This window comes from Azospirillum brasilense (assembly GCF_001315015.1).
Classification (GTDB): domain Bacteria; phylum Pseudomonadota; class Alphaproteobacteria; order Azospirillales; family Azospirillaceae; genus Azospirillum; species Azospirillum brasilense.
The window spans coordinates 18,833-41,145 of the sequence record NZ_CP012914.1; the positions used below are offsets into that span (position 1 = coordinate 18,833).

General features: G+C 69.9%; 22 protein-coding genes. 10 read left to right on the plus strand and 12 right to left on the minus strand.

Translation table 11 applies throughout. From position 1 onward, the window contains the following. Positions 1 to 246: 246 nt before the first annotated feature. Together AMK58_RS00090 and AMK58_RS00095 are read right to left on the minus strand one after the other, a co-directional pair. Positions 247 to 1,359, minus strand: a complete 1,113-nt coding sequence (locus tag AMK58_RS00090; RefSeq protein ID WP_035670548.1) for an ABC transporter substrate-binding protein — start codon at positions 1,357 to 1,359, stop codon at positions 247 to 249. A gap of 182 nt (positions 1,360 to 1,541) precedes the next feature. Further along, positions 1,542 to 4,055 (minus strand): ATP-binding protein, encoded by a 2,514-nt coding sequence (locus AMK58_RS00095; RefSeq protein ID WP_059398453.1) that lies wholly within the window; start codon positions 4,053 to 4,055, stop codon positions 1,542 to 1,544. 194 nt (positions 4,056 to 4,249) lie between these two features. Between AMK58_RS00095 and murJ the strand changes: the two genes are divergently transcribed. From murJ to AMK58_RS00110, 3 genes are all read left to right on the plus strand, one after another. Then, positions 4,250 to 5,824, plus strand: coding sequence for a murein biosynthesis integral membrane protein MurJ (gene murJ, locus AMK58_RS00100; RefSeq protein WP_059398454.1), 1,575 nt, complete (start codon positions 4,250 to 4,252; stop codon positions 5,822 to 5,824). Positions 5,825 to 5,885: 61 nt separating this feature from the next. Next, entirely contained in the window at positions 5,886 to 6,884 is a 999-nt protein-coding gene (trpS, locus tag AMK58_RS00105) for a tryptophan--tRNA ligase (protein ID WP_014238993.1), read from the plus strand. Positions 6,885 to 6,909: 25 nt separating this feature from the next. Then, a complete protein-coding gene (locus tag AMK58_RS00110) occupies positions 6,910 to 7,527 on the plus strand; it encodes a pyroglutamyl-peptidase I (RefSeq protein ID WP_035670532.1) in 618 nt (205 codons plus the stop codon). Positions 7,528 to 7,543: 16 nt separating this feature from the next. Here AMK58_RS00110 and AMK58_RS00115 read toward each other — a convergent pair whose 3' ends face one another. From AMK58_RS00115 to AMK58_RS00130, 4 genes are all read right to left on the minus strand, one after another. Continuing rightward, positions 7,544 to 8,305: a YkgJ family cysteine cluster protein gene (locus AMK58_RS00115; RefSeq protein WP_035670530.1), complete on the minus strand. Its 762-nt coding sequence runs from the start codon at positions 8,303 to 8,305 to the stop codon at positions 7,544 to 7,546. Positions 8,306 to 8,326: 21 nt separating this feature from the next. Further along, positions 8,327 to 8,806, minus strand: coding sequence for a YchJ family protein (locus AMK58_RS00120; RefSeq protein ID WP_035670528.1), 480 nt, complete (start codon positions 8,804 to 8,806; stop codon positions 8,327 to 8,329). 97 nt (positions 8,807 to 8,903) lie between these two features. Then, positions 8,904 to 9,305 carry a MarR family transcriptional regulator gene (locus tag AMK58_RS00125; RefSeq protein WP_035670525.1) on the minus strand — a complete coding sequence of 134 codons (402 nt, stop codon included), beginning with the start codon at positions 9,303 to 9,305 and terminating at the stop codon, positions 8,904 to 8,906. A 394-nt stretch (positions 9,306 to 9,699) separates the two neighbouring features. Continuing rightward, entirely contained in the window at positions 9,700 to 9,900 is a 201-nt protein-coding gene (locus AMK58_RS00130) for a hypothetical protein (protein ID WP_035670522.1), read from the minus strand. A 315-nt stretch (positions 9,901 to 10,215) separates the two neighbouring features. Here AMK58_RS00130 and catB point away from each other — a divergent pair, with 315 nt between their 5' ends. Beyond that, positions 10,216 to 10,851, plus strand: a complete 636-nt coding sequence (gene catB, locus AMK58_RS00135) for a type B chloramphenicol O-acetyltransferase (RefSeq protein WP_035670519.1) — start codon at positions 10,216 to 10,218, stop codon at positions 10,849 to 10,851. Positions 10,852 to 10,900: 49 nt separating this feature from the next. On the opposite strand, the gene AMK58_RS00140 is transcribed toward catB, so the two are convergent. Continuing rightward, entirely contained in the window at positions 10,901 to 11,578 is a 678-nt protein-coding gene (locus AMK58_RS00140) for a TetR/AcrR family transcriptional regulator (protein WP_059398455.1), read from the minus strand. A 148-nt stretch (positions 11,579 to 11,726) separates the two neighbouring features. Between AMK58_RS00140 and AMK58_RS00145 the strand changes: the two genes are divergently transcribed. The 3 genes from AMK58_RS00145 (at position 11,727) to AMK58_RS00155 (ending at position 15,660) form a co-directional block, all read left to right on the plus strand. Next, complete coding sequence (locus AMK58_RS00145) at positions 11,727 to 12,479, plus strand: SDR family oxidoreductase (protein ID WP_196813089.1); 753 nt, start codon at positions 11,727 to 11,729, stop codon at positions 12,477 to 12,479. A 285-nt stretch (positions 12,480 to 12,764) separates the two neighbouring features. Then, the gene (locus AMK58_RS00150) at positions 12,765 to 13,970 is read left to right on the plus strand and encodes an OpgC family protein (RefSeq protein WP_051140038.1); all 1,206 of its coding nucleotides are present in this window, start codon (positions 12,765 to 12,767) and stop codon (positions 13,968 to 13,970) included. A gap of 172 nt (positions 13,971 to 14,142) precedes the next feature. After that, positions 14,143 to 15,660, plus strand: a complete 1,518-nt coding sequence (locus tag AMK58_RS00155) for an alpha/beta hydrolase (RefSeq protein ID WP_236778145.1) — start codon at positions 14,143 to 14,145, stop codon at positions 15,658 to 15,660. Between the two features lie 3 nt (positions 15,661 to 15,663). Here AMK58_RS00155 and speE read toward each other — a convergent pair whose 3' ends face one another. Together speE and speD are read right to left on the minus strand one after the other, a co-directional pair. Continuing rightward, a complete protein-coding gene (gene speE, locus AMK58_RS00160; protein WP_035670502.1) occupies positions 15,664 to 16,524 on the minus strand; it encodes a polyamine aminopropyltransferase in 861 nt (286 codons plus the stop codon). After that, on the minus strand, positions 16,521 to 16,934 hold the full coding sequence (speD, locus tag AMK58_RS00165) for an adenosylmethionine decarboxylase (RefSeq protein ID WP_236778146.1): 414 nt from the start codon (positions 16,932 to 16,934) through the stop codon (positions 16,521 to 16,523). Before speD ends, speE begins: the two co-directional genes overlap by 4 nt. 304 nt (positions 16,935 to 17,238) lie before the next feature. Here speD and AMK58_RS00170 point away from each other — a divergent pair, with 304 nt between their 5' ends. Continuing rightward, positions 17,239 to 18,000 carry a gamma-glutamyl-gamma-aminobutyrate hydrolase family protein gene (locus AMK58_RS00170; RefSeq protein ID WP_035670498.1) on the plus strand — a complete coding sequence of 254 codons (762 nt, stop codon included), beginning with the start codon at positions 17,239 to 17,241 and terminating at the stop codon, positions 17,998 to 18,000. 89 nt (positions 18,001 to 18,089) lie between these two features. On the opposite strand, the gene AMK58_RS00175 is transcribed toward AMK58_RS00170, so the two are convergent. Beyond that, positions 18,090 to 18,584, minus strand: coding sequence for a MarR family winged helix-turn-helix transcriptional regulator (locus tag AMK58_RS00175; protein WP_051140036.1), 495 nt, complete (start codon positions 18,582 to 18,584; stop codon positions 18,090 to 18,092). Positions 18,585 to 18,981: 397 nt separating this feature from the next. Between AMK58_RS00175 and AMK58_RS00180 the strand changes: the two genes are divergently transcribed. Together AMK58_RS00180 and xth are read left to right on the plus strand one after the other, a co-directional pair. Continuing rightward, positions 18,982 to 19,665: a fumarylacetoacetate hydrolase family protein gene (locus AMK58_RS00180; protein WP_035670495.1), complete on the plus strand. Its 684-nt coding sequence runs from the start codon at positions 18,982 to 18,984 to the stop codon at positions 19,663 to 19,665. A 25-nt stretch (positions 19,666 to 19,690) separates the two neighbouring features. Continuing rightward, entirely contained in the window at positions 19,691 to 20,485 is a 795-nt protein-coding gene (gene xth, locus AMK58_RS00185) for an exodeoxyribonuclease III (RefSeq protein WP_035670492.1), read from the plus strand. A 17-nt stretch (positions 20,486 to 20,502) separates the two neighbouring features. On the opposite strand, the gene AMK58_RS00190 is transcribed toward xth, so the two are convergent. Both AMK58_RS00190 and AMK58_RS00195 read right to left on the minus strand, forming a co-directional pair. After that, complete coding sequence (locus AMK58_RS00190; protein WP_035670488.1) at positions 20,503 to 21,090, minus strand: histidine phosphatase family protein; 588 nt, start codon at positions 21,088 to 21,090, stop codon at positions 20,503 to 20,505. Continuing rightward, positions 21,087 to 22,289, minus strand: a complete 1,203-nt coding sequence (locus tag AMK58_RS00195; protein ID WP_059398457.1) for a glycosyltransferase family 4 protein — start codon at positions 22,287 to 22,289, stop codon at positions 21,087 to 21,089. The genes AMK58_RS00190 and AMK58_RS00195 overlap by 4 nt, the downstream gene beginning before the upstream one ends. Positions 22,290 to 22,313 lie beyond the last annotated feature (24 nt).

A 22,313-nucleotide genomic window follows, 5' to 3' on the forward strand; every position in this document is an offset into this window, starting at 1 on the left:
GCGTGGCGATGCATCGCGGCCTCCCTGCTCAATGGCGGTGTCTGGTGGCGGTGTCTGGTGGCGGTGTGTGGTTACCTCTGCGCAAACACGGCGGCGGGGAAAAAGGTTCGTGCCGGTCCTTGGCAATCGCCGACCTTCCGGAGAATCGGGCGGGCCGGGAATCAGCTGGACAGAAAAAAGGCGGGGCACGGCGGCCCCGCCTTCCTTCCTTTCCGAATCGGCCCTTTCCGAATCGGCCGGATGACTTCAGTCCACCTGGACCTTCTCGCCGTTCTTCCAGGCCCAGAACACGTAGCCCGGCTGCTTCAGATCGCCCTTGTCGTCGAAGGACAGCGAGCCGACCACCGTGTCGAAGGACGGGCCGGCGCGCAGCGCCTTCGCCACGGCGTCGGACTTGGCGCTGTTGGCCTTCTGCACGGCCTCGGCGTAGGTCTGCACCGCGGCATAGGCGAACAGGGTGAAGCCGTCGGTGCGGATGTTCTTGGCCTGCAGGGCCTCCACCACCGGCTTGGCGGCGGGGTTGCGCTGCGGGTCGGGCGAGAAAGTGAACAGCGTGCCTTCCGCCGTGTCGCCGGCAATGTTCCAGTAGGACTGCGGCTGGATGCCGTCGGCCCCGATGATCTGCGGGCGGAACTGCTGGTCGGCCGCCTGACGGGCGATCAGGCCCAGCTCCTGGTCGTAGCCGCCGTAATAGAGCACGTCGACGCCATCCGACTTCAGGCGGGTGATGAGCGCGGAATAATCCTTCTCGCCGGCGGTGATGCTGGTGAAGGCGGCCTCGGTGATGCCGGCGGCGTTCAGGCGGCGCTTCACGTCGTCGGCGAGGCCCTGGCCGTAGGCCTGCTTGTCGTGGACGATGGCGACCTTCTTGCCCTTGTAGCGGTCGGCGATCAGCTTGGCCGCCACCTCGCCCTGCTGGTCGTCGCGGCCGCAGACGCGGAAGACGTTCTTCAGGCCGCGGTCGGTGAGCTGCGGGCTGGTCGCGGTGGGGGAGATCATCACGATCCCCTCCTCGCCATAGACGTTCGAGGCGGCGATGGAGGCGCCGGAGCAGACATGGCCGATCACCGCGGCGACGTTCTGGCTCACCAGCTTGTTGGCGGCGGCCACCGCCTGCTTGGCGTCGCAGGCGTCGTCGGCGATGGTCAGGACCAGCTTCTGGCCGAGCAGCCCGCCCTTGGCGTTGATGTCGGCCACGGCGGCCTCGACCCCGGCGCGGGTCTGCTCGCCGTAGGCGGCGGCGGCGCCGGTCATCGGACCAGCCAGCGCGATGGTGATGTCGGCCTGGGCGGCCCCGGCCCACAGGCCGGCCCCCAGGGCGACGGCGGCGGCGGTCACAGCCAGCTTCGCACGGATCATGGGTGGATTCCTCTCTCCGGGAACAGGTTCTTTTTATCGAACGCTTTCGGGTCGGAGACCGCAGACGCTGCCTCCGAAACAGGCAAACAAGCAAAGGGACGGGTTCGACGCAATGGGCAAACAGGCACAGGCAGCCGCACGCCCGGCGCATGACACGGTTTTCAGGATGGCGAAGGGCCGGTTCAGTCGACCAGTGCGCGCTGCGCGGGACCGGACGGCGCGGACGGCGCCGGTGGGGCCAGCGCGGCCGGGGCCAGGGCCAGGGCGATGGCCCGGCGCAGATCGTCGGCCAGGACGGGCTTGTGCAGGATGCTGAACTTGCCGGCCTCGGCCTCGGCCAGACGCTCAGGGGCGGTGTCGCCGGTCACCAGGATGCCGGGGATCGGGCGCTTCGACCGCCGCCGCACCTCGCGGATGGTTTCGGTGCCGGTGTGCGCCTCGCCCAGCCGGTAATCGGCGACGATCACGTCCGGATCGGGGTGGCGGCGCAGCGCCTCCACCGCCTCGCCGAAGCTGGCGGCGGGAAACGCCTCGTGCCCCCATTGCCGGATCATCGCGCACAGTCCCTCGCGCACGATGGGGTCGTCCTCGACCACCAGCACGCGGGCGCCGGCCCTCATGCGGGCGGTCACGGGAAAGCCCTCCGGCAGCGTCTTGGCCGGGGCGGGGGGATCGGCGAGCGGCACCTCCACCCGGAACACCGACCCCCGCCCCGGTTCGGAGCGCAGGCTGACCGGATGGTCCAGCATGCCGGCCAGCCGGCGCACCACGGCGAGGCCGAGGCCCAGCCCCTGGTCGCGGTCCCGGCTGGCGTTCCCGACCTGCACGAACTCCTGGAAGATGTCCTCCTGCCGGTCGGTCGGGATGCCGATGCCGGTGTCCCACACCTCGATCCGCAGCACCGCGCCGCGCCGCCGGCAACCGACCAGGATGCGCCCGCGGTTTGTGTAGCGCAGCGCATTCTCCACGAAGTTCTGCAGGATGCGGCCCAGCAGCATCGGGTCGCTGTCCACATGGGCGCCGCAGGGCATGATGTGCAGCAGCAGCCCCTTGCGCACCGCCACCGGGCGGCTGTTGGCGGCGATGCGGTCCAGCAGCTCGGTCACCGGGAAGACCGTCCTCTTCGGCTCCACCGCCCCGGCCTCCAGACGCGACACGTCCAACAGCCCGTCGAGCAGCATCTTCAGGGCGCCCAGCGCGCGGTCCATGGTGGTCAGGATCTTGCGCATGGCGGGATCGGTGGCGCGGGCGGACAGCGCCTCCATCAGCAGCATCAGCGACTGCACGGGCTGGCGCAGGTCGTGGCTGGCCGCCGCCAGGAACTTCGACTTGCCGATGTTGGCGCGGTCGGCCTCCCGTCGCGCCTCGGCCAGCGCGGCCTGGGCGGTCTTGTGCTCGGTGATGTCGCGGACGGTGGCGATCACGCTGACCAGCTTCCCGCCGGGGCCGCGCACCGGCGAAGCGCGCAGCTCCAGCCAGACCTCCGGCGCATCGCCTTCCATACCCGTGCCCGGGCGCAGAAACTTCGCGCTCATGTCCCCGGCGTCCTCGGCGCCGTCGCACAGCGGGCACAGCCCCGTCTCGTCCTCCATCAGGCCGCCCAGCACCTTGCGCGCGGCGCGCCCGTCGGCGGCGCCCGGAGCGATCCCCATCAGCCGGGCGAAGGCGGGGTTGGTGTAGACCACCGGCACGCCGGGCCGGGTGGCGTCGGCGATCAGGATGCCGTCGCCGCTCCATTCCATGGCCCGGTTGCGGATGCGCAGCGCCCGGTCGCCGTGGCGGCGGCGCTGAAGCTCCACCAGGAAGGCGGTGGTGAACAGCAGGATCACCGTGGTGGTGGCGGCGGCCCAGATGATGGAAAAGAGCCGGTTCTGCCGCCACGCGCCGAACACCGTCTCCACCGACTCCCCAACCACCGTCATCAGCGGGTAGTCGGCGGAGGCACGGAAGGCGTAGATGCGCTCCACCCCGTCCACCGGGCTGACGACGCGATGGTGCTGAACCGTTCCGCTGCCGGCCTCCGGCCACAGGCCGGAGCCGCGGAAGCTGCGCCCGAACACCTGATCCTGAAGGGCTTGGCGGGCCAGCAGCGGGCCGTCCGCGCGGGCGATGGCGACCGAGCTGTCGTGCGGCAGGTCCAACCGGCCGTAGAAGCGGGAGAAGATCTCCGCCGGAACGTCGATCACGGCGACGCCGCGGAACGTCCCGTCCGCGCCCTCCAGCCGGCGCGACACCGGAATGAACACGTCCGACGTGCCCGGGCTGACGAAGGGCAGGCCGATGACGAAACCCTTCTGGTTCCCCTTACGGTGGGCGCCGGACTTGTGCCGGGCGAACTCCTCCCACTCTAGCACCGGGTTGCGGGTGGTGGTCCGCCCCAAGCCCATGGACAGCCAGCTGTTCGCGTCGTAAATCCGGATGGAGGCGGCCAAGCCTTCCTCGAACGACCGCCGGGTCGGAATCAGGAGCGGAATGTCCTTTTCGACATGGGAGGCGACGTCGATCAGAAGATCGTCCAGCCGGCGGAAGGTGGCGATGGCCTGTTCCTCGACCAGCTGCGCCATCGCCGCCGTGTGCTGGCGGGTCGTCTGGTCGAGGAAGCGTTCCTCGCGGTCGATGCGGGTCAGCAGCGTCCACCACAGCGCCGCGATGGCGACGGCGACCGCAACGGCGGGAAGAACGAGACGAGCCTCCATCCCCCGCGGAAAAGCGATCCATCGTCGCACTGCCGACCTCAAACACTGCCTGAAGAGCATTATGCGCCAGCCGACTTCCCCCTTCAATGGACAAACCGGCGACCAATGATACAAAAAGTAGAGAATAATCAAACTTTTGCGGGTTGTTTGGCACCGCTGTCGCGCGGATCGGCGCCAAACGGGACGGTCGGCGGATGAGTTTCGCCCGCGCCATCGCCACCATCGGCAGCCTGACGCTGCTGAGCCGGCTGGCCGGCTTCGCCCGCGACATTCTGACCGCGGCGGTGCTCGGCGCCGGGCCGGTGGCCGACGCCTTCTTCGTGGCGCTGAAGCTGCCGAACTTCTTCCGCCGCCTGTTCGCGGAGGGGGCCTTCAGCGTCGCCTTCGTGCCGCTGTTCGCGGCGGAGCTTCAGCGCAACGGCCGCGCCGCCGCGGTGGCCTTCGCCGAGCAGGCGCTGGCGATCCTGCTGACGGTGCTGCTGCCCTTCACCGCCCTGGCCATCCTGGGGATGCCCGCGCTGATGCATCTCCTGGCGCCGGGCTTCGTGGACGAGCCGGCAAAGTTCGCGCTGGCCGTCGACATGGCGCGGCTGACCTTCCCCTATCTGACGCTGATTTCCCTGGTGGCGCTGCTGGGCGGGGTGCTGAACGCGCTGGACCGCTTCGGCCCCTTCGCCGCCGCCCCCATCGCCTTCAACCTGACGCTGATCGCAGCATTGCTGACCGCGCCGCGGCTGGGGCTGGAGCCGGGGCGGGCGATGGCGGCGGCGGTGACGCTGTCGGGCGTGGTGCAACTGGTCTGGATGGGCTGGGCCTGCCGGGCGGCGGGGGTGACGCTGCGCCTGACCCTGCCGCGGATGACCGAGGGGATGCGCCGCCTGTTCCGGCTGGTCGGGCCGGGGGCCATCGGCGCCGGGGTCATGCAGATCAACCTGTTCCTGAACGTCGTTCTGGCCTCGCTGCTGCCGTCGGGCGCGGTGTCCTTCCTCTATTACGCCGACCGGCTGAACCAGATGCCGCTGGGCGTCATCGGCATCGCCATCGGCACCGCGCTGCTGCCCGTGCTCGCCCGCCACGCCGCGGCGGGGGACGAACGGATGGTCCGCCACTATCTCAGCCGCGCCTTGGAGTTCAGCCTGCTGCTCGGCCTGCCGGCGGCGGTGGCGCTGGGGGTGGCCGGGGCGCCCATCGTGTCGGTGCTGTTCGAGCGCGGTGCCTTCGGCCCGGCGGAGGCGCAGGCGACGGCCTGGGCGCTGGCCGCCTACGCCATCGGCATCCCCGCCCATGTGATCGTCAAGGCGCTGAACGCCGCCTTCTTCGCCCGCCAGGACACGGCGACCCCGGTGCGCGTCGCCGTGGTGGTGACGGTGGCCAATCTGGCGCTGGGCGTCGCGCTGATGCCGGTGCTGGGGCATGTCGGGATCGCGCTGGCGACCGGGCTGACCGCCTGGTTGAACCTCGCTTTGCTGGCCCACGCGCTGCGCCGCCGGGGGTTCCTGCAGCTCGACGGACGTTTCCTCGGCCGCGCGCCGCGCATCGCCGCGGCGGCGCTGGGCATGGGGGCGGCGCTGCTGGTCGGGGCGTCGGCCCTGGCGCCGTGGCTGGAGGCGGCGTCCACCCTGGTCCGCTTCGGCGCGCTGGCCCTGCTGGTCGGCGCCGGCGTGGCGGTGTTCGGGGCGCTGGCGCAGCTGACCGGCGCCACCGATCTGGCCGACCTGAAGGGCTTCCTGCGCAAGGACACTCCGGAATTGGAGCCGCCCGTGTCTTGACCCCGCCCGGTTCCGGCGCGATAACAGCCGCCTTCCAGAAGTTTCGAGCGAGAGTCCTCCCGTGAACCGCATCTTCTCCGGCATGCAGCCGACCCGGCAGCTTCACCTCGGCAACTATCTGGGGGCGCTGCGCAACTGGGTCGAGCTGCAGAACAGCTACGAGTGCATCTTCTGCGTCGTCGACCTGCACGCGCTGACCATCGACCAGGACGCGGAGGTCCTGCGCAACAACATCCGCGAGGTCACCGCGGCCTACATCGCCGCCGGCATCGACCCGGAGAAGAACATCCTCTTCAACCAGTCCTTCGTCCCGGCCCATTCGGAGCTGGCCTGGATCCTCTCCTGCCACACGCCGCTCGGCTGGCTGAACCGCATGACGCAGTTCAAGGAGAAGGCCGGCAAGCAGAAGGACATGGCGAACCTCGGCCTCTACTCCTACCCGGTGCTGATGGCCGCCGACATCCTGCTCTACAAGGCCACCCACGTCCCGGTGGGCGAGGACCAGAAGCAGCATCTGGAGCTGGCCCGCGACATCGCCGGCGCCTTCAACCGCCGCTACGACACCGAGTTCTTCCCGCTGCCCGAGCCGCAGATCCTCGGCGAGGCGACGCGCGTGATGTCCTTGCGCGACGGCACCAAGAAGATGAGCAAGTCGGACGAGTCCGAATATTCGCGCATCAACATGACCGACGACGCCGACACCATCGCGACGAAGGTCCGCAAGGCCAAGACCGATCCGGAGCCGCTGCCGGACAATCTGGCCGACCTGGAGAAGCGTCCGGAGGCCGACAACCTCGTGACCATCTACGCCGCCCTGTCCGGCCAGACGCGCGAGCAGACGGTGCAGCAGTTCGCGGGCGCCCAGTTCTCCGGCTTCAAGGCGGCGCTGGTCGACCTGTCGGTCGCCAAGCTGGCCCCGATGACCACCCGCATGAAGGAGCTGCTGGACGACAAGGCGGAGATCGACCGCCTGCTGCGCCGCGGCGGCGAACGCGCGGCGGCCATCGCCGAGACGAACCTGAACGGCGTAAAGGACATCATCGGCCTTCTGCGTCCCTGACCACCCCGACCGAAAGGCGTCCGCCGTGACGGCTCCCATCCTGCTCACCGGGTTCCAGCCCTTCGGGGATCACGCCGTCAACCCGACGGCGCTCCTCATGGAGCGGCTGGCCGGCGAGCCGGGGGTCGTCACCGCGGTCCTTCCGGTCGAATACGACGTCTGCGGCGCGGCCTTCGCCGCGCTGCTGGAGGAACACCGGCCCGCCGCCGCCCTGTGCTTCGGGCTGGCCGCCGGGTCCGAATACATCAAGATCGAGCGGCTGGCCTGGAACCGCGACGAGAGCGAGCAGGCCGACAACGCCGGGGTGGTGCGCACCGACGACGCCATCGAGCCGGACGGGCCGACCGCCTACGGCTCCACCCTGCCCGTCCCCACGCTGGTCCGCGAGCTGGCCATCGCCGGCCTGCCGGTGACCTTCAGCGACCATGCCGGCGGCTTCGTCTGCAATCACCTGTTCTACCGCGCCCGCCACCTGATCGAGACGGCGGACCTCGACATTCCCATGGGCTTCATCCACCTGCCGCCGCTGCCGGAGCAGGTCGCCGACCAGCCCGGCCGCTCCGGCCTGACGTTGGATCAGCAGGAACGGGCGTTGCGCGCGCTGGTCGGGCTGCTGCGCCAGGGGCTGGGGATCGTCGCCTGACCCGGCGGCGCCGCGATCAGGGACGCTGCGCCAACCGCTCCATCTCCTTCGCCCAGCCCGCGTAGTTCTTGTGGAGATCGGCCAGCGCCGGATCAGTCCGGGTGCGCTCGGCCATCGCCTGCATCAGCGGCGCCTGGGCCGCCGCCAGCTCCCGCGCGTCGGTGCGCCGCGTCGCCGTCAGGAAGGACGACAGGCTGGTCACCAGCTTTCCCCCCGCCGGGGCCGCCGCCATCTTCGCCAGATCGTTGACGATCCACGGCATGTATTTCAGCACATAGTCGGCGTAGGTGCGCATGACCGGCGCCTGCTCCAGAAGCTCGGCGCGCTCGCGGTCGAAATTCGTGCGGTCGAGGATGGCGTGGTTGCGGTAGACGACCGGCGCCTCCGCCGAGACGTCGCACTCCCAGCCCTTGCGCGGGACCAGCAGATCAGCCTGATCCTTTTCCTCGCGGTAGGGGTAGAAGGGCATGGTCCGGCAGCGCGACGGCTTGTCGGAGTGGATGCCGCAAAGGTTGTCCGGCTGGAGCGCCGGGCAGGGAAAGTGGTTCGGCAGGTAGGCGCTGGGCTGGATCAGCACCGCCACCGTTTTGCGGTTGGGCAGGCGCACGCTGGTGCCCAGCCGGGTGGCGAGGTCGTAGGATTTGGCGTTCGACCGCACCACCGTCCAGACCAGCGCCAGCGGGAAGCGGACGGCGTGGGCCACCGCGTCCGTGAGCGTCAGCGGCAGCAGCCCGTGGCAGCATTTTCCGCAGGCGGTGCAGGCGAAGCGCGGTTCCATTCTTCGAGTCCCCGTCCGCCCTCAGCGTCCGCAGCAGGCCTTGAACTTCTTCCCCGACCCGCAGGGGCAGGGCTCGTTGCGGCCGACCTTGACGACCCGGCGCGGTTCGCCCTTCGGGTTCACCTCGCCGGCGCTGTAGAGCCACTGGCCGTCGATGCGGCGGAAGGACGCGCGCTCGTGGTGGCGCATGTCCTGGCCGTCGCGGCGGAAGTGGATCAGGAATTCGACGGTGCCCTCGTCGCCCTCCTCCGTCGCGCGCAGCACGTCGAGCCGCTGCCAGTCGCACTCCTCGGCCACCCGCTCCGCCTCGGCGCGGTTGAAGTCCTCGCGGATCTCCGGCGCGTGGGTGCGCTCCACATGGTCGAGGTCGTGGCGCACGAAGGCGGTGTAGCGCGACCGCATCAGCGCCTCGGCCGTCGCGGCGGGCGCGCCGGCCAGGATCGGGCCGCAGCAGGTCTCGAAGGGAAGGCCCGAACAGCAGGGGCAGGCGGAGGAGGTCATGGCGCGCGGGTCCGTCGGTGGGTCCGGGGCTGGTGTGGCAGGATGGGCCACCCCGGTCAAGCGCTGCGGACCAAACACAACGGACGGACAGGTGAGGTCAGGCCGAACGGGCGCGGCGCGGTTCGGACGGGGTGTGGACGGTCGGCTTCACGATGGCGCGCAGCTCCTCGAGGAAGGCGCGGCCGGAGTCGGTGAGCGTGACGATCTTGCGGCGGCGTTCACGCGGGTCTTCCTGGGCCTGGACGAGGTCGAGTCCGGCCTTCCCGAAGCTGTGCCAGCGGCTGAGCGCGGCGACGTTGCGCGACGCGGAGGATTGGGCGATGCCCAGGCGTTCCGCAAGCTCGCCGATGGACATCCCTTCGTTCTGCGCGATCGTCATGAAGGACAGCGCGTACTGGATCGGCAGGTCGGGATCGAGCTTGCGAAACGCCTCGAGCACATGGACGACGGTGGTCACCTCGTCAGGGCGAACCACGTCAGGGCGAATATGGGCCGGCATCAGCGACCCTCCCCGAGCGAGGACCCCATCGGGCCGGTGTGTAGATGATGTTCAGGCGTCCAAGCCATATCACGAATTCCCCGTTATCCCGCCGGGCGTCGAAAAAACGATCCGGAGAGGCCCAGTGGGCGTGCTCAACGAAGACCGAACGACCGCAAAACCCCAAAAAGACACACATGGCTTCCTCTCGATATCCGGAATTCGCGTTCCAATGCGCTGGGTTGAAGAAGGGAGCCGTTAGCTCGCCGGGCGGTATGGGCGGACCAATCGCCCTGTCGGCGATTCGGGGTGGTGGGTACGATGGCTTTCATCGTGGTCTCCGTGGGTTGAAGAAAGGCAGGGGTTGAAGGAAGGCGCGGCCCCGAAGGGAAACCGCAGGATCGGGTATCGCCTGTCAGCGATACGCTTGCAACGTCAAAAATGACCGGGCATCCGAAAGGTTCCGCTCCCGGATATGTTGGGCCGGGACATAGCCCGCTTCGGTTCCGTCCAGCCCGATGTCGCGCCGCAGATGGGCGCTCAGCGTCTCCACCCCGGCATCGTCGCCGGCGGTGTCCAGCCACTGCCGCAGCAGGGCGTTCCACAAGGTTTGCATGACTCCTCTCCTTGGTGCAGAGGAGCAATTAATCCGCTATCGGATGATTTCCGTCAAGCGTGATTCCGACCTGCCGCGCCCAGTGGTTGGCCAGCGGTTGGGCTGCTCCGCCTTCGCCCTTGGCGAGCCGCCTTTTCCACGGTATGGAGTCCCGTCATGAAGGCGACCCCAAGTACCACCGGCATCGCGCTCTGACGCGTCCGACGCGCAGAGCCTGAACGCGCGCCCCCCGATAGGGGAGCCCGCGGTGTGCGCCTGCGCCCGCGCGCAGGCCGTAAGCCGCCGGATGGCGGCTCACAAGCCGTGAGTGGATTGATGGAAAACGTCTTCGAAAGCCCGTTCAAGGGCATCACGCTGGACAAGCAGGTCACCAACCCGAACATCGTCGTCGGCCGGTACAGCTATTATTCCGGCTATTACCATGGCCACAGCTTCGACGACTGCGCCCGGTTTCTTCTCCCGGACGAGGGCGTCGACCGGCTGGTGATCGGCAGCTTCTGCTCGATCGGGTCCGGCGCGGCCTTCATCATGGCGGGCAACCAGGGCCACCGGAACGACTGGATCAGCAGCTTTCCCTTCTTCTGGATGTCCGAGGTGCCGGCCTTCGCCGGCGCACGGAACGGCTATCGGCCGGCGGGCGACACGCTGATCGGCAACGACGTGTGGATCGGGTCGGAAGCCATCGTCATGCCCGGCGTCACCATCGGCGACGGCGCTGTGATCGGCACAAGGGCGCTGGTGACGCGCGACGTCGAACCCTATGCGATCGTGGGCGGCAACCCTGCCCGGGTGATCCGCAAGCGCTTCGACGACGATCTCATCGCGTTGCTGCTCGAGATGAGGTGGTGGGATTGGTCCAACGACCAGTTGCAGGGCGCCATGCCGATCCTGACCAGCGGCGACGTCGCGCTCCTGCACCGCTATTGGCGCGATGTGATCGAACCCAGCTGACCCCAGGCCGGCTGGCTTCGCCGGTTCACCCCGGAACCGGCGAAGCGGCTCAGGGGGCCGGGCGGCCGCTGACGCGGGCGTCCCAGCCCAGCATGGCGACCTCGGCCACGGCCTCCAGCTCGGCGCGCTCCGCGCCGTCGCGGGCGAGGATCGACATGCCGGCCTGCACCGTCTGCACGAACCGGGCGAGCGCGTGGAGATCGACCGAGGCCGGGATCTCGCCCTCGGCCACGGCCCGCGCCATACGCTCCGTCAGGATATCGACCGCCGAGGCGCGCGCCGACCGCACCACCTCGCCCAGTTCGGCGTGCCCCTCGCTGCCGACCGCGGAGAGCGTCACCATGCAGCCGCGCGGGATGTCGCCGCGGCAGCCGGTGAGCGCCGCGGCCGAGTCCATCAGCAGGCCCATGACCGCCTCGCGGGCGGTGCCGGCGGTGAAGAAGCGCCCCCAGACCAGCCCCTCGTAACTCTTGCGGTAATGGTTCACCGCCTCGACGTAGAGCGCCTCCTTCGATCCGAAGGCGGCGTAGAGGCTGGGCGAGCCGATCCCCATGGCCTCCGTCAGGTCGGCGATGGAGGTCGCCTCGTAGCCCTTGGACCAGAACAGGCGGGTCGCCTGGGTCAGGGCGGCCTCGCGGTCGAAGGCGCGCGGCCGTCCGCGCCCGCGGGCGGGCGGCGGTGCCGTGGTCCTGTCGTCGGTGGGCGGGGTCGGACGTGATTTCTGCATCGATCACTATTTAATCCCGCCGCCGCGTGGGGGCAATGGCCTCGGACAACGGCGTTCTATTTTTGTGTCGATCAATACAAAATATGTTGACCGCGGCGCCGGGCGCCTCTAGCTATTTTTGTATCAAACGACACAGAAAGGCCGGATCATGGTTGAGCCGATTGGTGAGTTGGTTGGCAAGCGCGCGCTGGTGACGGGCGGTTCGCGGGGCATCGGCGCCGCCATCGCTCTGGCGCTCGCCGACAAGGGCGCGGATGTGGCGATCTCCTACGAGCGGTCGGCCGAGCGCGCCGCCGAGGTGGTCCGGGCGATCGAGGCGAAGGGCCGGCGCGCGGTCGCCATCCAGGCCGACAGTGCCGATCCGGCGGCCATGGCGGCCCTGGTCGGCCGGACGGTGGAGGCGCTCGGCGGCCTCGACATCCTGGTCAACAACGCCGGCATTGCCCGCCAAGGCATGGTCGCCGAGATGAGCCTCGCCGACATCGACGCGCTTCTGAACGTCAACGTGCGCGCGGCGGTGCTGGTGGCGCAGGCGGCCATCCCGCATCTCAAGGACGGGGGGCGCATCGTCTTCATCGGGTCGTGCCTCGCCGACCGCATCACCGCCCCGGGTGTCACCGTCTATTCGATGACCAAGTCGGCGCAGATCGCCCTGACGCACGGCCTCGCCCGCGAACTCGGCCCGCGCGACATCACGGTGAATCTGGTCCAGCCGGGGGCGACCGACACCGACATGAATCCGGCGAACGGCGATCATGCCGAAATCCTGCGTTCGCAGACGCCGCTCGGCCGCTATGGCAAGCCGGAGGATGTGGCGGCGGCCGTCGCCTTCCTGGCCAGCCCGGCGGCCCGCCAGATCTCCGGGGCCACCCTGACGGTGGACGGCGGCCTGAACGCCTGAAGCCCGAACACCTGAAGCCCGAACGCCTGAAGCCCGAACGCCTGAAGCCCGAACGCCTGAAGCCCGAACGCCTGACTCCGGAACCGGTCCGGGGAAGCCTTTGTTCGAAAAGGCTCCCCGGACGGCTGCGGCCAAGGATTAACGATCCGTTAACGACGAATATGGGGCGACCCGAGGAGCGTCAACACCACCAGCAACGGCAGCAACGGAGACGCCACAGATGCGGCACACAGCGATGAGAACGGCCGAGCCCCCCGCCACCCGGCCGTCGCGGGGTGCCGCCCGATGAGCCGTTCCGCGACGCTCGACGGGTTGCGGGGTTATTTCCTCGTCTTCATGATGGTGAACCACGTGGTGCTGGCCGGCGGCGTGCTGCTCGCCAAGGTCAACCACGCCGAACTCGGCTATGTGCAGGACGCCCAGGGCTTCGTGCTGCTGTCGGGCATCGTCGCCGGGATGTACTACACCCGCGTCTGGACCCAGCGTTCGCCCGAGGCGGCGCGGCGGCGCCTGTTCGCCCGCGCCCGCGAGCTGTATGTCTCGACCATGCTGGTGATCGCGCTGGTCACCGCCATGGTGGTGCTGGTCCCCGGCGCGCGGGAGCCGCTGGGCGGCTTCCTCGGGCATCTGGCCGGACTGGAACCCGGCACCCTGCTGGCGAGCGCGCTCCTCCTGCATTCGCCGACCTTCACGGATCTGCTGATCCAGTACATCCTCTATCTCGCGGCGACGCCGCTGCTGCTCCGCCTGATCCTCGACGGCCACGCCCGCAAGGTCGCGCTGGGCAGCGCCGCGCTGTGGGCCGCCGTGCAGATGGGCCTGCATGTGCCGGTGCTGAGCGCGCTCGACGCCGGGCTGGGGCGGCTCAGCGACGGTCTGGCGGTGCGCGGGCCGTTCAACCCGCTCGCCTGGCAGGTGCTCTACGTTGCGGGTCTGCTGATCGGCAGCGCCGTGCAGCGGGGCCGCTTCGACACCGACCGCTGGTTCCCGGTCGAGCGGCCGCCCTGGCTGGTTCCGGCGCTGGTCACCGTGGTGGTCTGCGCGGTCTGGCACCTGTCCTTCGTCCATGAGCTGGTCAGCCCGATCGTCGGCGAGCGTTTCCTGCGCTACGTCGACCGCACCGAGTTCAGCCTCGTCTACCTCGCGAACTTCGCGGCGCTGGCCTATGCCGTGTCCTGGCTGCTCATCGCCGGGCCGCGGTCGTCCCACCCGGTCGCCGCCGGCACCGCCCGGCTGCTCACCGCGCTGTTCAATCTGCCCTTCCTCCGGCTGCTGGGGCGGCACTCGCTGCAGGTCTATCTGTTCCACGTCCTGGTCGCCTACGCGATCCTGCTGATCGACCTGTTCGGCGGCCCCTTCAACCAGCTCACCAAGGCGGTCCTGCTGCTCGCCAGCGTCGCCAGCCTCGCCATCCCGGCCCTGTGGCGGGAGCGGAGCCGCGCCAGGCCGGCGGAGCGGGGCGCCGTCCGGATGGGCTCATCCCGGGGCTGAACGCGCCAGGGCCTGGAGGGATGGGGGCCTTGACGGACGGAATTCCTCTTGTCCTGGACAAGCCCGCCCCGCTGGGTCAAAGAGAAAGCATCAAAAGTGGTGGGACCGCTGGATTGGCCATCGCCCGGCCGATCCCCGCCCGCCCTTTCGCTGCTGAGGACGATCGACCCGCGTGACGAGACGCGCCCATCATCGGCGGTTGAGGACTTTGGCCGCCGCCCTGCTGGCGGTGACGCTGGCGCCCGCGCTGGCCCCGGCGCCGGCCAAGGCCGACCCCCGCTTCGTGCCCGGCCCCTGCTGGTTCTCCGTGCCGGAGGGCGAGGCCGCGCTGTGCGGGACCGTCGGCGTGCCCGACCGGCGCGACCGGCCGGCGGCGCAGGCCTTCCGTCTGCCGGTCGTCGTCCTGCTCTCCACCGCCAAGCAGCCGTCCCCCGACCCCGTCCTGTTCCTGGAGGGCGGCCCCGGCGCCTCCCCCTTCGGCAGCGGCGAGGCGGTGGAGGAGCGGATGGAGGTGTGGTGGTCGCTGACCGTCGGGTTCCGCCGGTCGCGCCACGTCGTGCTGTTCGACCCGCGCGGCGCCGGGCGGGCCGAGCCGGACACCGACTGCCCGGAGCTGGACGTGCTGGGCGCCTCGCCCCGCCTGCGCCCGGTGTCGCGGGACCGCCGCGCCGCGCTGGAGCGGACGGCCATCGCCGCCTGCCGCGACCGCTTCACCGCCAACGGGCTGGACGGCGCCATGTTCACCACCCCCATCGCCGCCGACGACGCCATGGACGTCGCCGCGGCGCTGGGCGCGCCGCGGGTCAACCTGTTCGCCGTGTCCTACGGCACGCGGGTGGCGCTGGAGATCCTGCGGCGCCACGGCGGGCGGGTGCGCGCGGCGGTGCTCGATTCCATCTACCCGCCCGACGTGAACGCGACGGAGGAGGCGCCCTGGCTGGCGCACCGGGCGTTCAAGCGGCTGTTCGACGATTGCGCGGCCAGCCGCGTGTGCCGCGCCGCCTATCCGGACCTGGAGCGCCATCTGCTGGAGCTGGTGGAGCGGTTGGGCAAGGCCCCGGTGGACGTGCCGGTGGGCGATCCGGAGATTCCGCGCTGGGCGCGCTTGGACAGCGCCGCCGCCCTGTCGGCCCTGCTGGAGGCGATGGCCGAGGGCGAGAGCGTGCCCCGCCTGCCCGCCCTGATCGAACGGGCGTGGCGCGGGCGCTACGACCGCCTGTCCGACTGGGTGCCCGCCCCCTGGCTGGGCGACCCCGACTCGGCGGAGGGCATGGCCTTTTCCATCGAATGCCGGGAGACGGTGAATCCCGCCGACCCGCTGCGGCTGGCCGACGCCGCCCGCCGCTTCGCCCCCTACGGCGCGGTCACCGCCGACGATCCCGGCCGGCGCGTCTGCGCCCAATGGCCCGCCGCCGCCCAGGAGGCGTCGGAGCGGCTGCCGGTGGCCAGCGCGGTGCCGGTGCTTCTGCTGTCCGGCGCCTACGACCCGCTGACCCCGCCGGAGTGGGCGGAGCGCGCCGCGACGACCCTGCCGAAAAGCCGGCATCTGGTCTTTCGCAGCGCCGGGCATCTGGTCACCGCGTCGGACGACTGCGCCGTCGCCGTGGCCGCCCAGTTCGTGGATTCGGAAGCCCTGCCCGCCAACGCCTGCCCGGCGGCGGCCAAGCCGCCGGGGTTCCAGCCACCATGAACTCTACTTCAGCGCGTCCAGCATGAAGGCCGGCAGGGCGAAGCTGGCGACGTGGATGTCGGGCGTGTAGTAGCGGGTGGTCAGCCCCGCCGCCTCGAAGCGCGGGCGGATCGCCTCCGCCGTCTGGCGGCGCAGCGCCGTGTCGTCGGTGGCCCAGCCGAAGGCCATGAAGCCGCCGTAGTAGCTGGGCACCGGCGCCACGAAGAAGCTCGCGTCCGCGAACAGTCGGCCCAGCCGCCGGTGGCTGTCCTTCAACTCGTCCGGCTGGAGGAACGGCACGCCGTTTTGGGTGACCAGCACGCCGCCGGGGGTCAGCCGCGCCTTGCAGTCGGCGTAGAACGCCTCGGTGAAGAGGACGGCGCCCGGCCCGTGGGGGTCGGTGGAATCGACGATGATGACGTCGAACCGCTCCGTGGTCTCCTTGACGAAGGCGCAGCCGTCGGCGATCACCAAATCCGTGCGCGGGTCGTCGAAGGCGCCGGCGCTGATCGACGGCAGATGGGCGATGGACAGGTCGACCACCGAGCGGTCGATCTCCACCATCGTCACCCGCTCCACCGCCTTGTGCTCCAGGCAGCGGCGCAGCATGCCGCCGTCGCCGCCGCCGACGATCAGGACGCGGCGGACGCGCCCATGCGCCAGGATCGGCACATGGGTCAGCATCTCGTGATAGACGAACTCGTCGCCTTCGGTGGTCTGGACGACGCCGTCGAGCGCCATCACGCGGCCCAGCACCGGGTTCTCGAAGATCACCAGGTCCTGGAGGCCGGTGCGGTCGCGGTGCAGGACGCGGCCCATGCGCAGGCGTTGGGCCACGTCCCTATGCAACGTCTCGTTGTACCAGCCGGAGCCGGAGTCGCTCATGACCCGGTTTCGCCGCGCAGCAGCTCGTCGCACTTCACGCCGGTGGGCTTGAAGGCGCGTTCCAGCACCGGGATGGCCTTCATGGGCTGCGCGTCGCCGCACATGAAGATGTCCAGCGCGGCGTAGCCGCGTTCCGGCCAGGTGTGGATGCTGATGTGCGACTCGGCGAGCACCGCCACGCCGGAGATGCCGCCGTTCGGCGTGAAATGATGCAGGTGGATGTGCAGGAGCGTCGCCCCCGCCACCTCCACGGACTCGATCAGCGTGGAACGGACATGGTCCAGCTCGTCCAGGCGTTCGGCACCCCACAGATCGACGATCAGGTGGGTGCCGGCGCAGACCTTGCCATCGCGGACGATGAAATGGTCCTTGCGGTCGTCTTGAGATTCCCTCCAGGGACCAGAAGTCACGTTGGTCCGGTTGGAGATTTGACCTTCCGTTTGGGCTTTCCTTGGATCGCTTCCCAAGTCCATCCCCAATTGGAAGAGAGAAGCGGTCTTCGCCATCGTTCTCCCCCATCAGCAGATGTTCCGCGCAAATGGCGCGGAGGAGGGGGGCATATGGGACAAATTCGCATGCGAATCAACACAATTCTGTCCCCGCATCCCCTTTGTGCTTGGCGGCGGCCCTCTGGCGCGGCGCGCGGCGGCGGCGCATAATCGCCCGGCCGCCGCCGTCCGGAGCGGTCCGGAATCCTGTCTGGAGTTCATTGTCATGAACCGCAAGCCGCTGATCGGCGTTCCCGCCTGCGCCCGCATGATGGGGGAGCATCCCTTCCACGTCGTCGGCGACAAGTATGTGCGCGCGGTGTCGGACGGGGCCGGCGGCATGCCGCTGCTGATCCCGGCGCTGGGGACGGCGCTGGACATGGACGAGGTGGCCGGACGGCTCGACGGACTTCTGGTCACCGGAAGCCCGTCGAACGTCGAGCCGCACCGCTACGGCGGGTCGCCCAGCGAGCCGGGCACCCTGCACGACCCGGAGCGCGACGACACCACCCTGCCGCTGATCCGCGCCGCGCTGGAGATGGGCGTGCCGCTGCTGGGCATCTGCCGCGGCTTTCAGGAGTTGAACGTGGCGCTGGGCGGCACGCTGCACCAGCGGGTGCACGAGGTGCCGGGATACGCCAACCACCGCGAGGACAAGGAGGCGCCGCTGGCCGTGCAGTACGGGCCGTCGCACAGCGTGCGGCTGACCCCCGGCGGCGTGTTGGAAAGGCTGGCCGGCGGTGCCGCGGCGGTGACCGTCAATTCCCTGCACGGGCAGGGCATCGACCGGCTGGCCGACGGGCTGATCGTGGAGGCGATGGCCGAGGACGGGCTGGTCGAAGCGGTGCGGGTGGCGGGGGCGCCGGCCTTCGCGCTGGCCGTGCAGTGGCACCCGGAATGGCGGTTCTGGGAGAACCCACTGTCGGCGGCGATCCTGCGCGCCTTCGGAAGCGCCGCCGCCGACCGGGCGCGGCGGCGCCTTTCCTGAAAATACGGTTTCAGGACAATAGAATAGGTCAACAATCGGTGAATGCCGCGTGCCCAGGAATTGGGCACGCCGCCCTTACCCCAACAGCGTCAGCCGGCCCGCGAGATGCGGCGCAGGAAGTCGATGAGCTGCGCCTGCTCCTCGGCCGAGAGATCCTTCACCATGGCCTTGTCATGGGCCTGGATGCGCGGAATCAGCTCGTCCAGCAGTTTCTCCCCTTCCGGGGACAGGCGGAGCGCGTAGGAGCGGCGGTCGTTGGGCGAGGGCGCCCGGATGACCAGACCGCGCGACTCGAGCCGGTCGATGACCGCGACCATGGTCGAACGGTCGATGCCCACCGCCGAGCCCAGGTCGGACTGCGACAAGCCCTCGTTCTCCTTGATCATGATCAGGACGCCGAACTGTCCCGGCGTCATGTCGTGGGGCGACACGGCGTTCTGGAAGCTCTGGAACACGGCCACCTGCGCCTTGCGCAGATTGTAGCCAACGAGCTCGGGCAGAGGGCCGAGGGCCATCTTTCCGGACTTGCTCGGACGCTGGCGGGTGCGCCGGTCCGAGGGGGTGGGGCGGTCGATGTCGGTCAACGTGAAAGCCGTCGTTTATTGACTAGTCTATTGGTCGTGTAAAATGCAGGCAGGTGCCGATTTTGTCAGCAAGAACCACACAATCCGCCTCGCATGCATAGCACCCATTCCCGTTACGCATTGGTTCCGCCCGGAAGCGGCTCCACCTCTAGCCCTAAGAAGTGATCGCGCTCCTGACCCCGGCCCCCCCGGAAACAGGCATGCCGGCGCGGTTGCCCGCCAACGGTTCATTCCCCTGCCGCAGACGGGTTCCGAAAACGGAGCTTCCGACGCCCGGTCCCCCCCAGACCGGGCGTCTTCGCGCCAAAGCCCCGGCCCAACGGCTGGGGCTTTTTTCTGCTGCTCTTTCCGGTAGGGTGGTTGCCCGAACCGCACCCCTCCGAAAGAAAGGCGCGCCATGGCCTACGCCATTCCCCTGTGGCCCCAGCCCACCGTTCCGGTCGCCGGCGGCGATCCGTTCCCGGTCCGCCGCATCTACTGCGTCGGCCGCAACTACGCCGCCCACGCGCGCGAGATGGGCGCCGATCCGGACCGCGAGCCGCCGTTCTTCTTCATGAAGCCCGCCGACGCCATCGTCGCCGACGGCACCGCCATCCCCTACCCGCCCCGGACCGCCAACCTGCACCACGAGATCGAGCTGGTCGTGGCCATCGGCACGGGCGGGCGTGACATCCCGGTGGAGCGCGCGCTGGACCATGTCTACGGCTATGGCGTGGGTCTGGACATGACCCGCCGCGACCTGCAGAACGCGGCGAAGAAGGAAGGCAAGCCCTGGGACATGGGCAAGGGCTTCGACCAGTCCGCCCCCTGCGGCACGCTGCGCCGCGCCGCCGACATCGGCCATCCCGACAAGGGGGCGGTGACTCTGTCGGTCAACGGCGCGCTGCGCCAGAAGGGCGATCTGGCGGACCTGATCTGGACCGTTTCCGAAACGATCTCTTACCTGTCGGGTCTGGTCGAGCTTCAGCCGGGCGACCTGATCTACACCGGCACGCCGGAGGGCGTCGGCCCGGTGGTCGCCGGCGACCGGCTGGAGGGCGCGGTCGAGGGCGTCGGCTCCATCGCCGTCACCATCGCCTGACATCGGGATTACGGATAACCGGACGATGCGCATCGCCACCTGGAACATCAACTCCGTCCGCATGCGGATGGACCTGCTGCTGCGCCTCATCGACGAGACCCAGCCGGACGTCATCTGCCTGCAGGAGACCAAGGTCGTCGACACCGACTTCCCGATGGCCCCGCTGGCCGAGAAGGGCTACGTCCACGCCCACATCCACGGAATGAAGAGCTACAACGGCGTCGCCATCCTGTCGAAGCTGCCCTTCGCGTCGCGCGACGTGCAGCACTGGTGCGGCAAGCAGGACTGCCGCCACGTCTTCGCCGAACTGCCCGGCGGGATCGAGCTGCACAGCGTCTACATCCCGGCGGGCGGGGACATTCCGGACCCGGAACAGAATGACAAGTTCGCCCACAAGCTTCAGTTCGTGGACGAAATGACCGAGTGGTGGACGACCCGACGCAGCCCGGACCGCCGCATGGTCATGGTCGGCGACCTGAACATCGCGCCGCTGGAAAACGACGTCTGGAGCCACAAGGAGCTTCTGAAGATCGTTTCCCACACCCCGGTGGAGGTGGCGAAGCTGACGGCGATGCAGGCGTCCATCGGCTGGGTCGACGCGCTGCGCCATTTCGTTCCGCCCACGGAAAAGCTCTACACCTGGTGGAGCTACCGGGCGAAGGACTGGGCGGCCTCCGACCGCGGCCGACGGCTGGACCACATCTGGGTCACCCCGCCGTTGAAGGATGCGCTGACCGGCCACCGCGTCCTGCGCGAGGCCCGCGGCTGGGAGCCGAAGCCGTCCGACCATGTTCCGGTGATGGTCGATCTCGCCGTGTGATTTAGACGTGTGATCGGCTAACTCTCCGCGACCAGCGGCACATTCATCGCCACGACCGACGGCGTCCCGTCCGCCGCCACCCGGAAACGGTGGGCGCAGCCGTCGGTCAGGCGGTGGGCGGGCTTGTCCACCATGTCCCAGCCGGTGGCCAGCGCGTAGAGCGCCCGCATCACCCCGTTGTGGGCCACCGCCCCGGTCGGCTCGCTCCGTGCGCCCACCTCGGCCAGCCAGGGGATCAGCCGCGTCTGCACGTCGCGCGGGCTCTCTCCGCCGGGCGCCCGAAAGTCGAGGCCCATCCGCTCGCGATCCGCGGTCAGGGCGCCGCTCGACCGCAGTTCCTCCAGCAGGCGGCCTTCCCATTCCCCCCAGCCCATTTCGACCAGACGCGGTTCCGGCGCCGGGTCGAGGCCGAGCAGCCGGGCCGTCTCCCAGGCCCGCCGCTTCGGGCTGGCGACCCAACGGTAGCCCAGCACGTCCGGCGGCAGCCTCCAGGTCGCGACTCGGGCGCGACCCTCGTCGGACAGCGGCTCGTCGATGCCGCCCTGGAGACGGTGCGCGGCGTTCCAGGCGGTCGGCCCGTGGCGCAGGATGATGAGGTCGGTCATGGGTTCCCTTTCCGCGCGGCACGCCGGACAGCGACGTCCAGAACCTCCACCGCGTTGGTCAGATCGTGCTCCGCGGCGGCGATGCGGCGCGCCGCCTCGCCGAAGCGGCGACGTTTCCCAGGGTCGCCGAGCAGCGCCCGGACGGCGGCGGCGAAGGCCTCCACGTCGCCCACCGGCGGCAACAGCCCGGTCATCCCGTCGCGCACCACGTCCGGCACACCCCCGGTCCGCCCCGCCACAACCGGCAGCCCGGCGGCTTGGGCCTCCAGCAGGGCCATGCCGTAAGCCTCGTTCACCGCCGGCCAGACCATCAGGTCGGCCGCGGCGTAGAGCGCGGTGAGATCGGAAGAGCTTTGCTGGCCAAGGATCAAGACTCCCTCCCCTGCGAAGCGGGGGAGGGCTGGGGTGGGGGCAAGTGCGCCTCCCCCGAACATTGCTTCGATCCGCGAGCGAGCGGGGCCATCGCCGGCGATCAGCAGATGCGAACCGCTCGCCCCCACCCCGACCCTCCCCCGCTTCGCAGGGGAGGGAGAGAGGGCTTCCGCCAAAATCTCGTAGGAACGCTCCTTGTCGCCGCCGCGCATCATGCCGACGGCCAGCAGCCACGGAACGTCCGGGTTCAGGCCGTAACGCTCGGCCAGCGCCGCCCGGTGCCGGTCGCGCTCCGCGGCGGCGGCCGCGAAGGGGCGGGTGTCGAGGAAGGGGCGCAGCCGCACCAGCCGGTCCGGCGATTGGAGCAGCGGCAGAACCCCGTCGGCGTCGTGGCCGGCGAGGTTGACGACGGCGGCGGCCTGCCGGATCGCCGCCTCCGCGGCGCGGTGGCCGGCGGCGAAGGGACCGGCGGCCCGCTTGGCCGCGAAGGACGCCTCCGCCACCACATAGGGAATGCCGAAACGGCGGCTGACCGCCGGACCGATCCAGTCCGGTGCCTTGTGGTACAGGTGGTAGGTGAACCAAAGGTCCGGCGGGTCGTCCCGCCAGCGCGCCGTCAGGCGGTCGGCGCAGCGTTCCCCCAGCGCCGCCAGACGCTCCGCCCGTCCCGGACGGCACCCGTCGTCCCAGCTCCGCAGGGTGCTGGCCAGGGTCACCGCGTGCCCGGCCCTCTCCAGCGCGGCCATCAGCAGCCGGGCCATCCGCCGGTCGCCCGAGGGCACCGGGTGAGTCGGGGATTTCAGCGGGGCGTAGAAGGCGATGCGCATCGCGGCCCCGGTGTCATGGTGGAA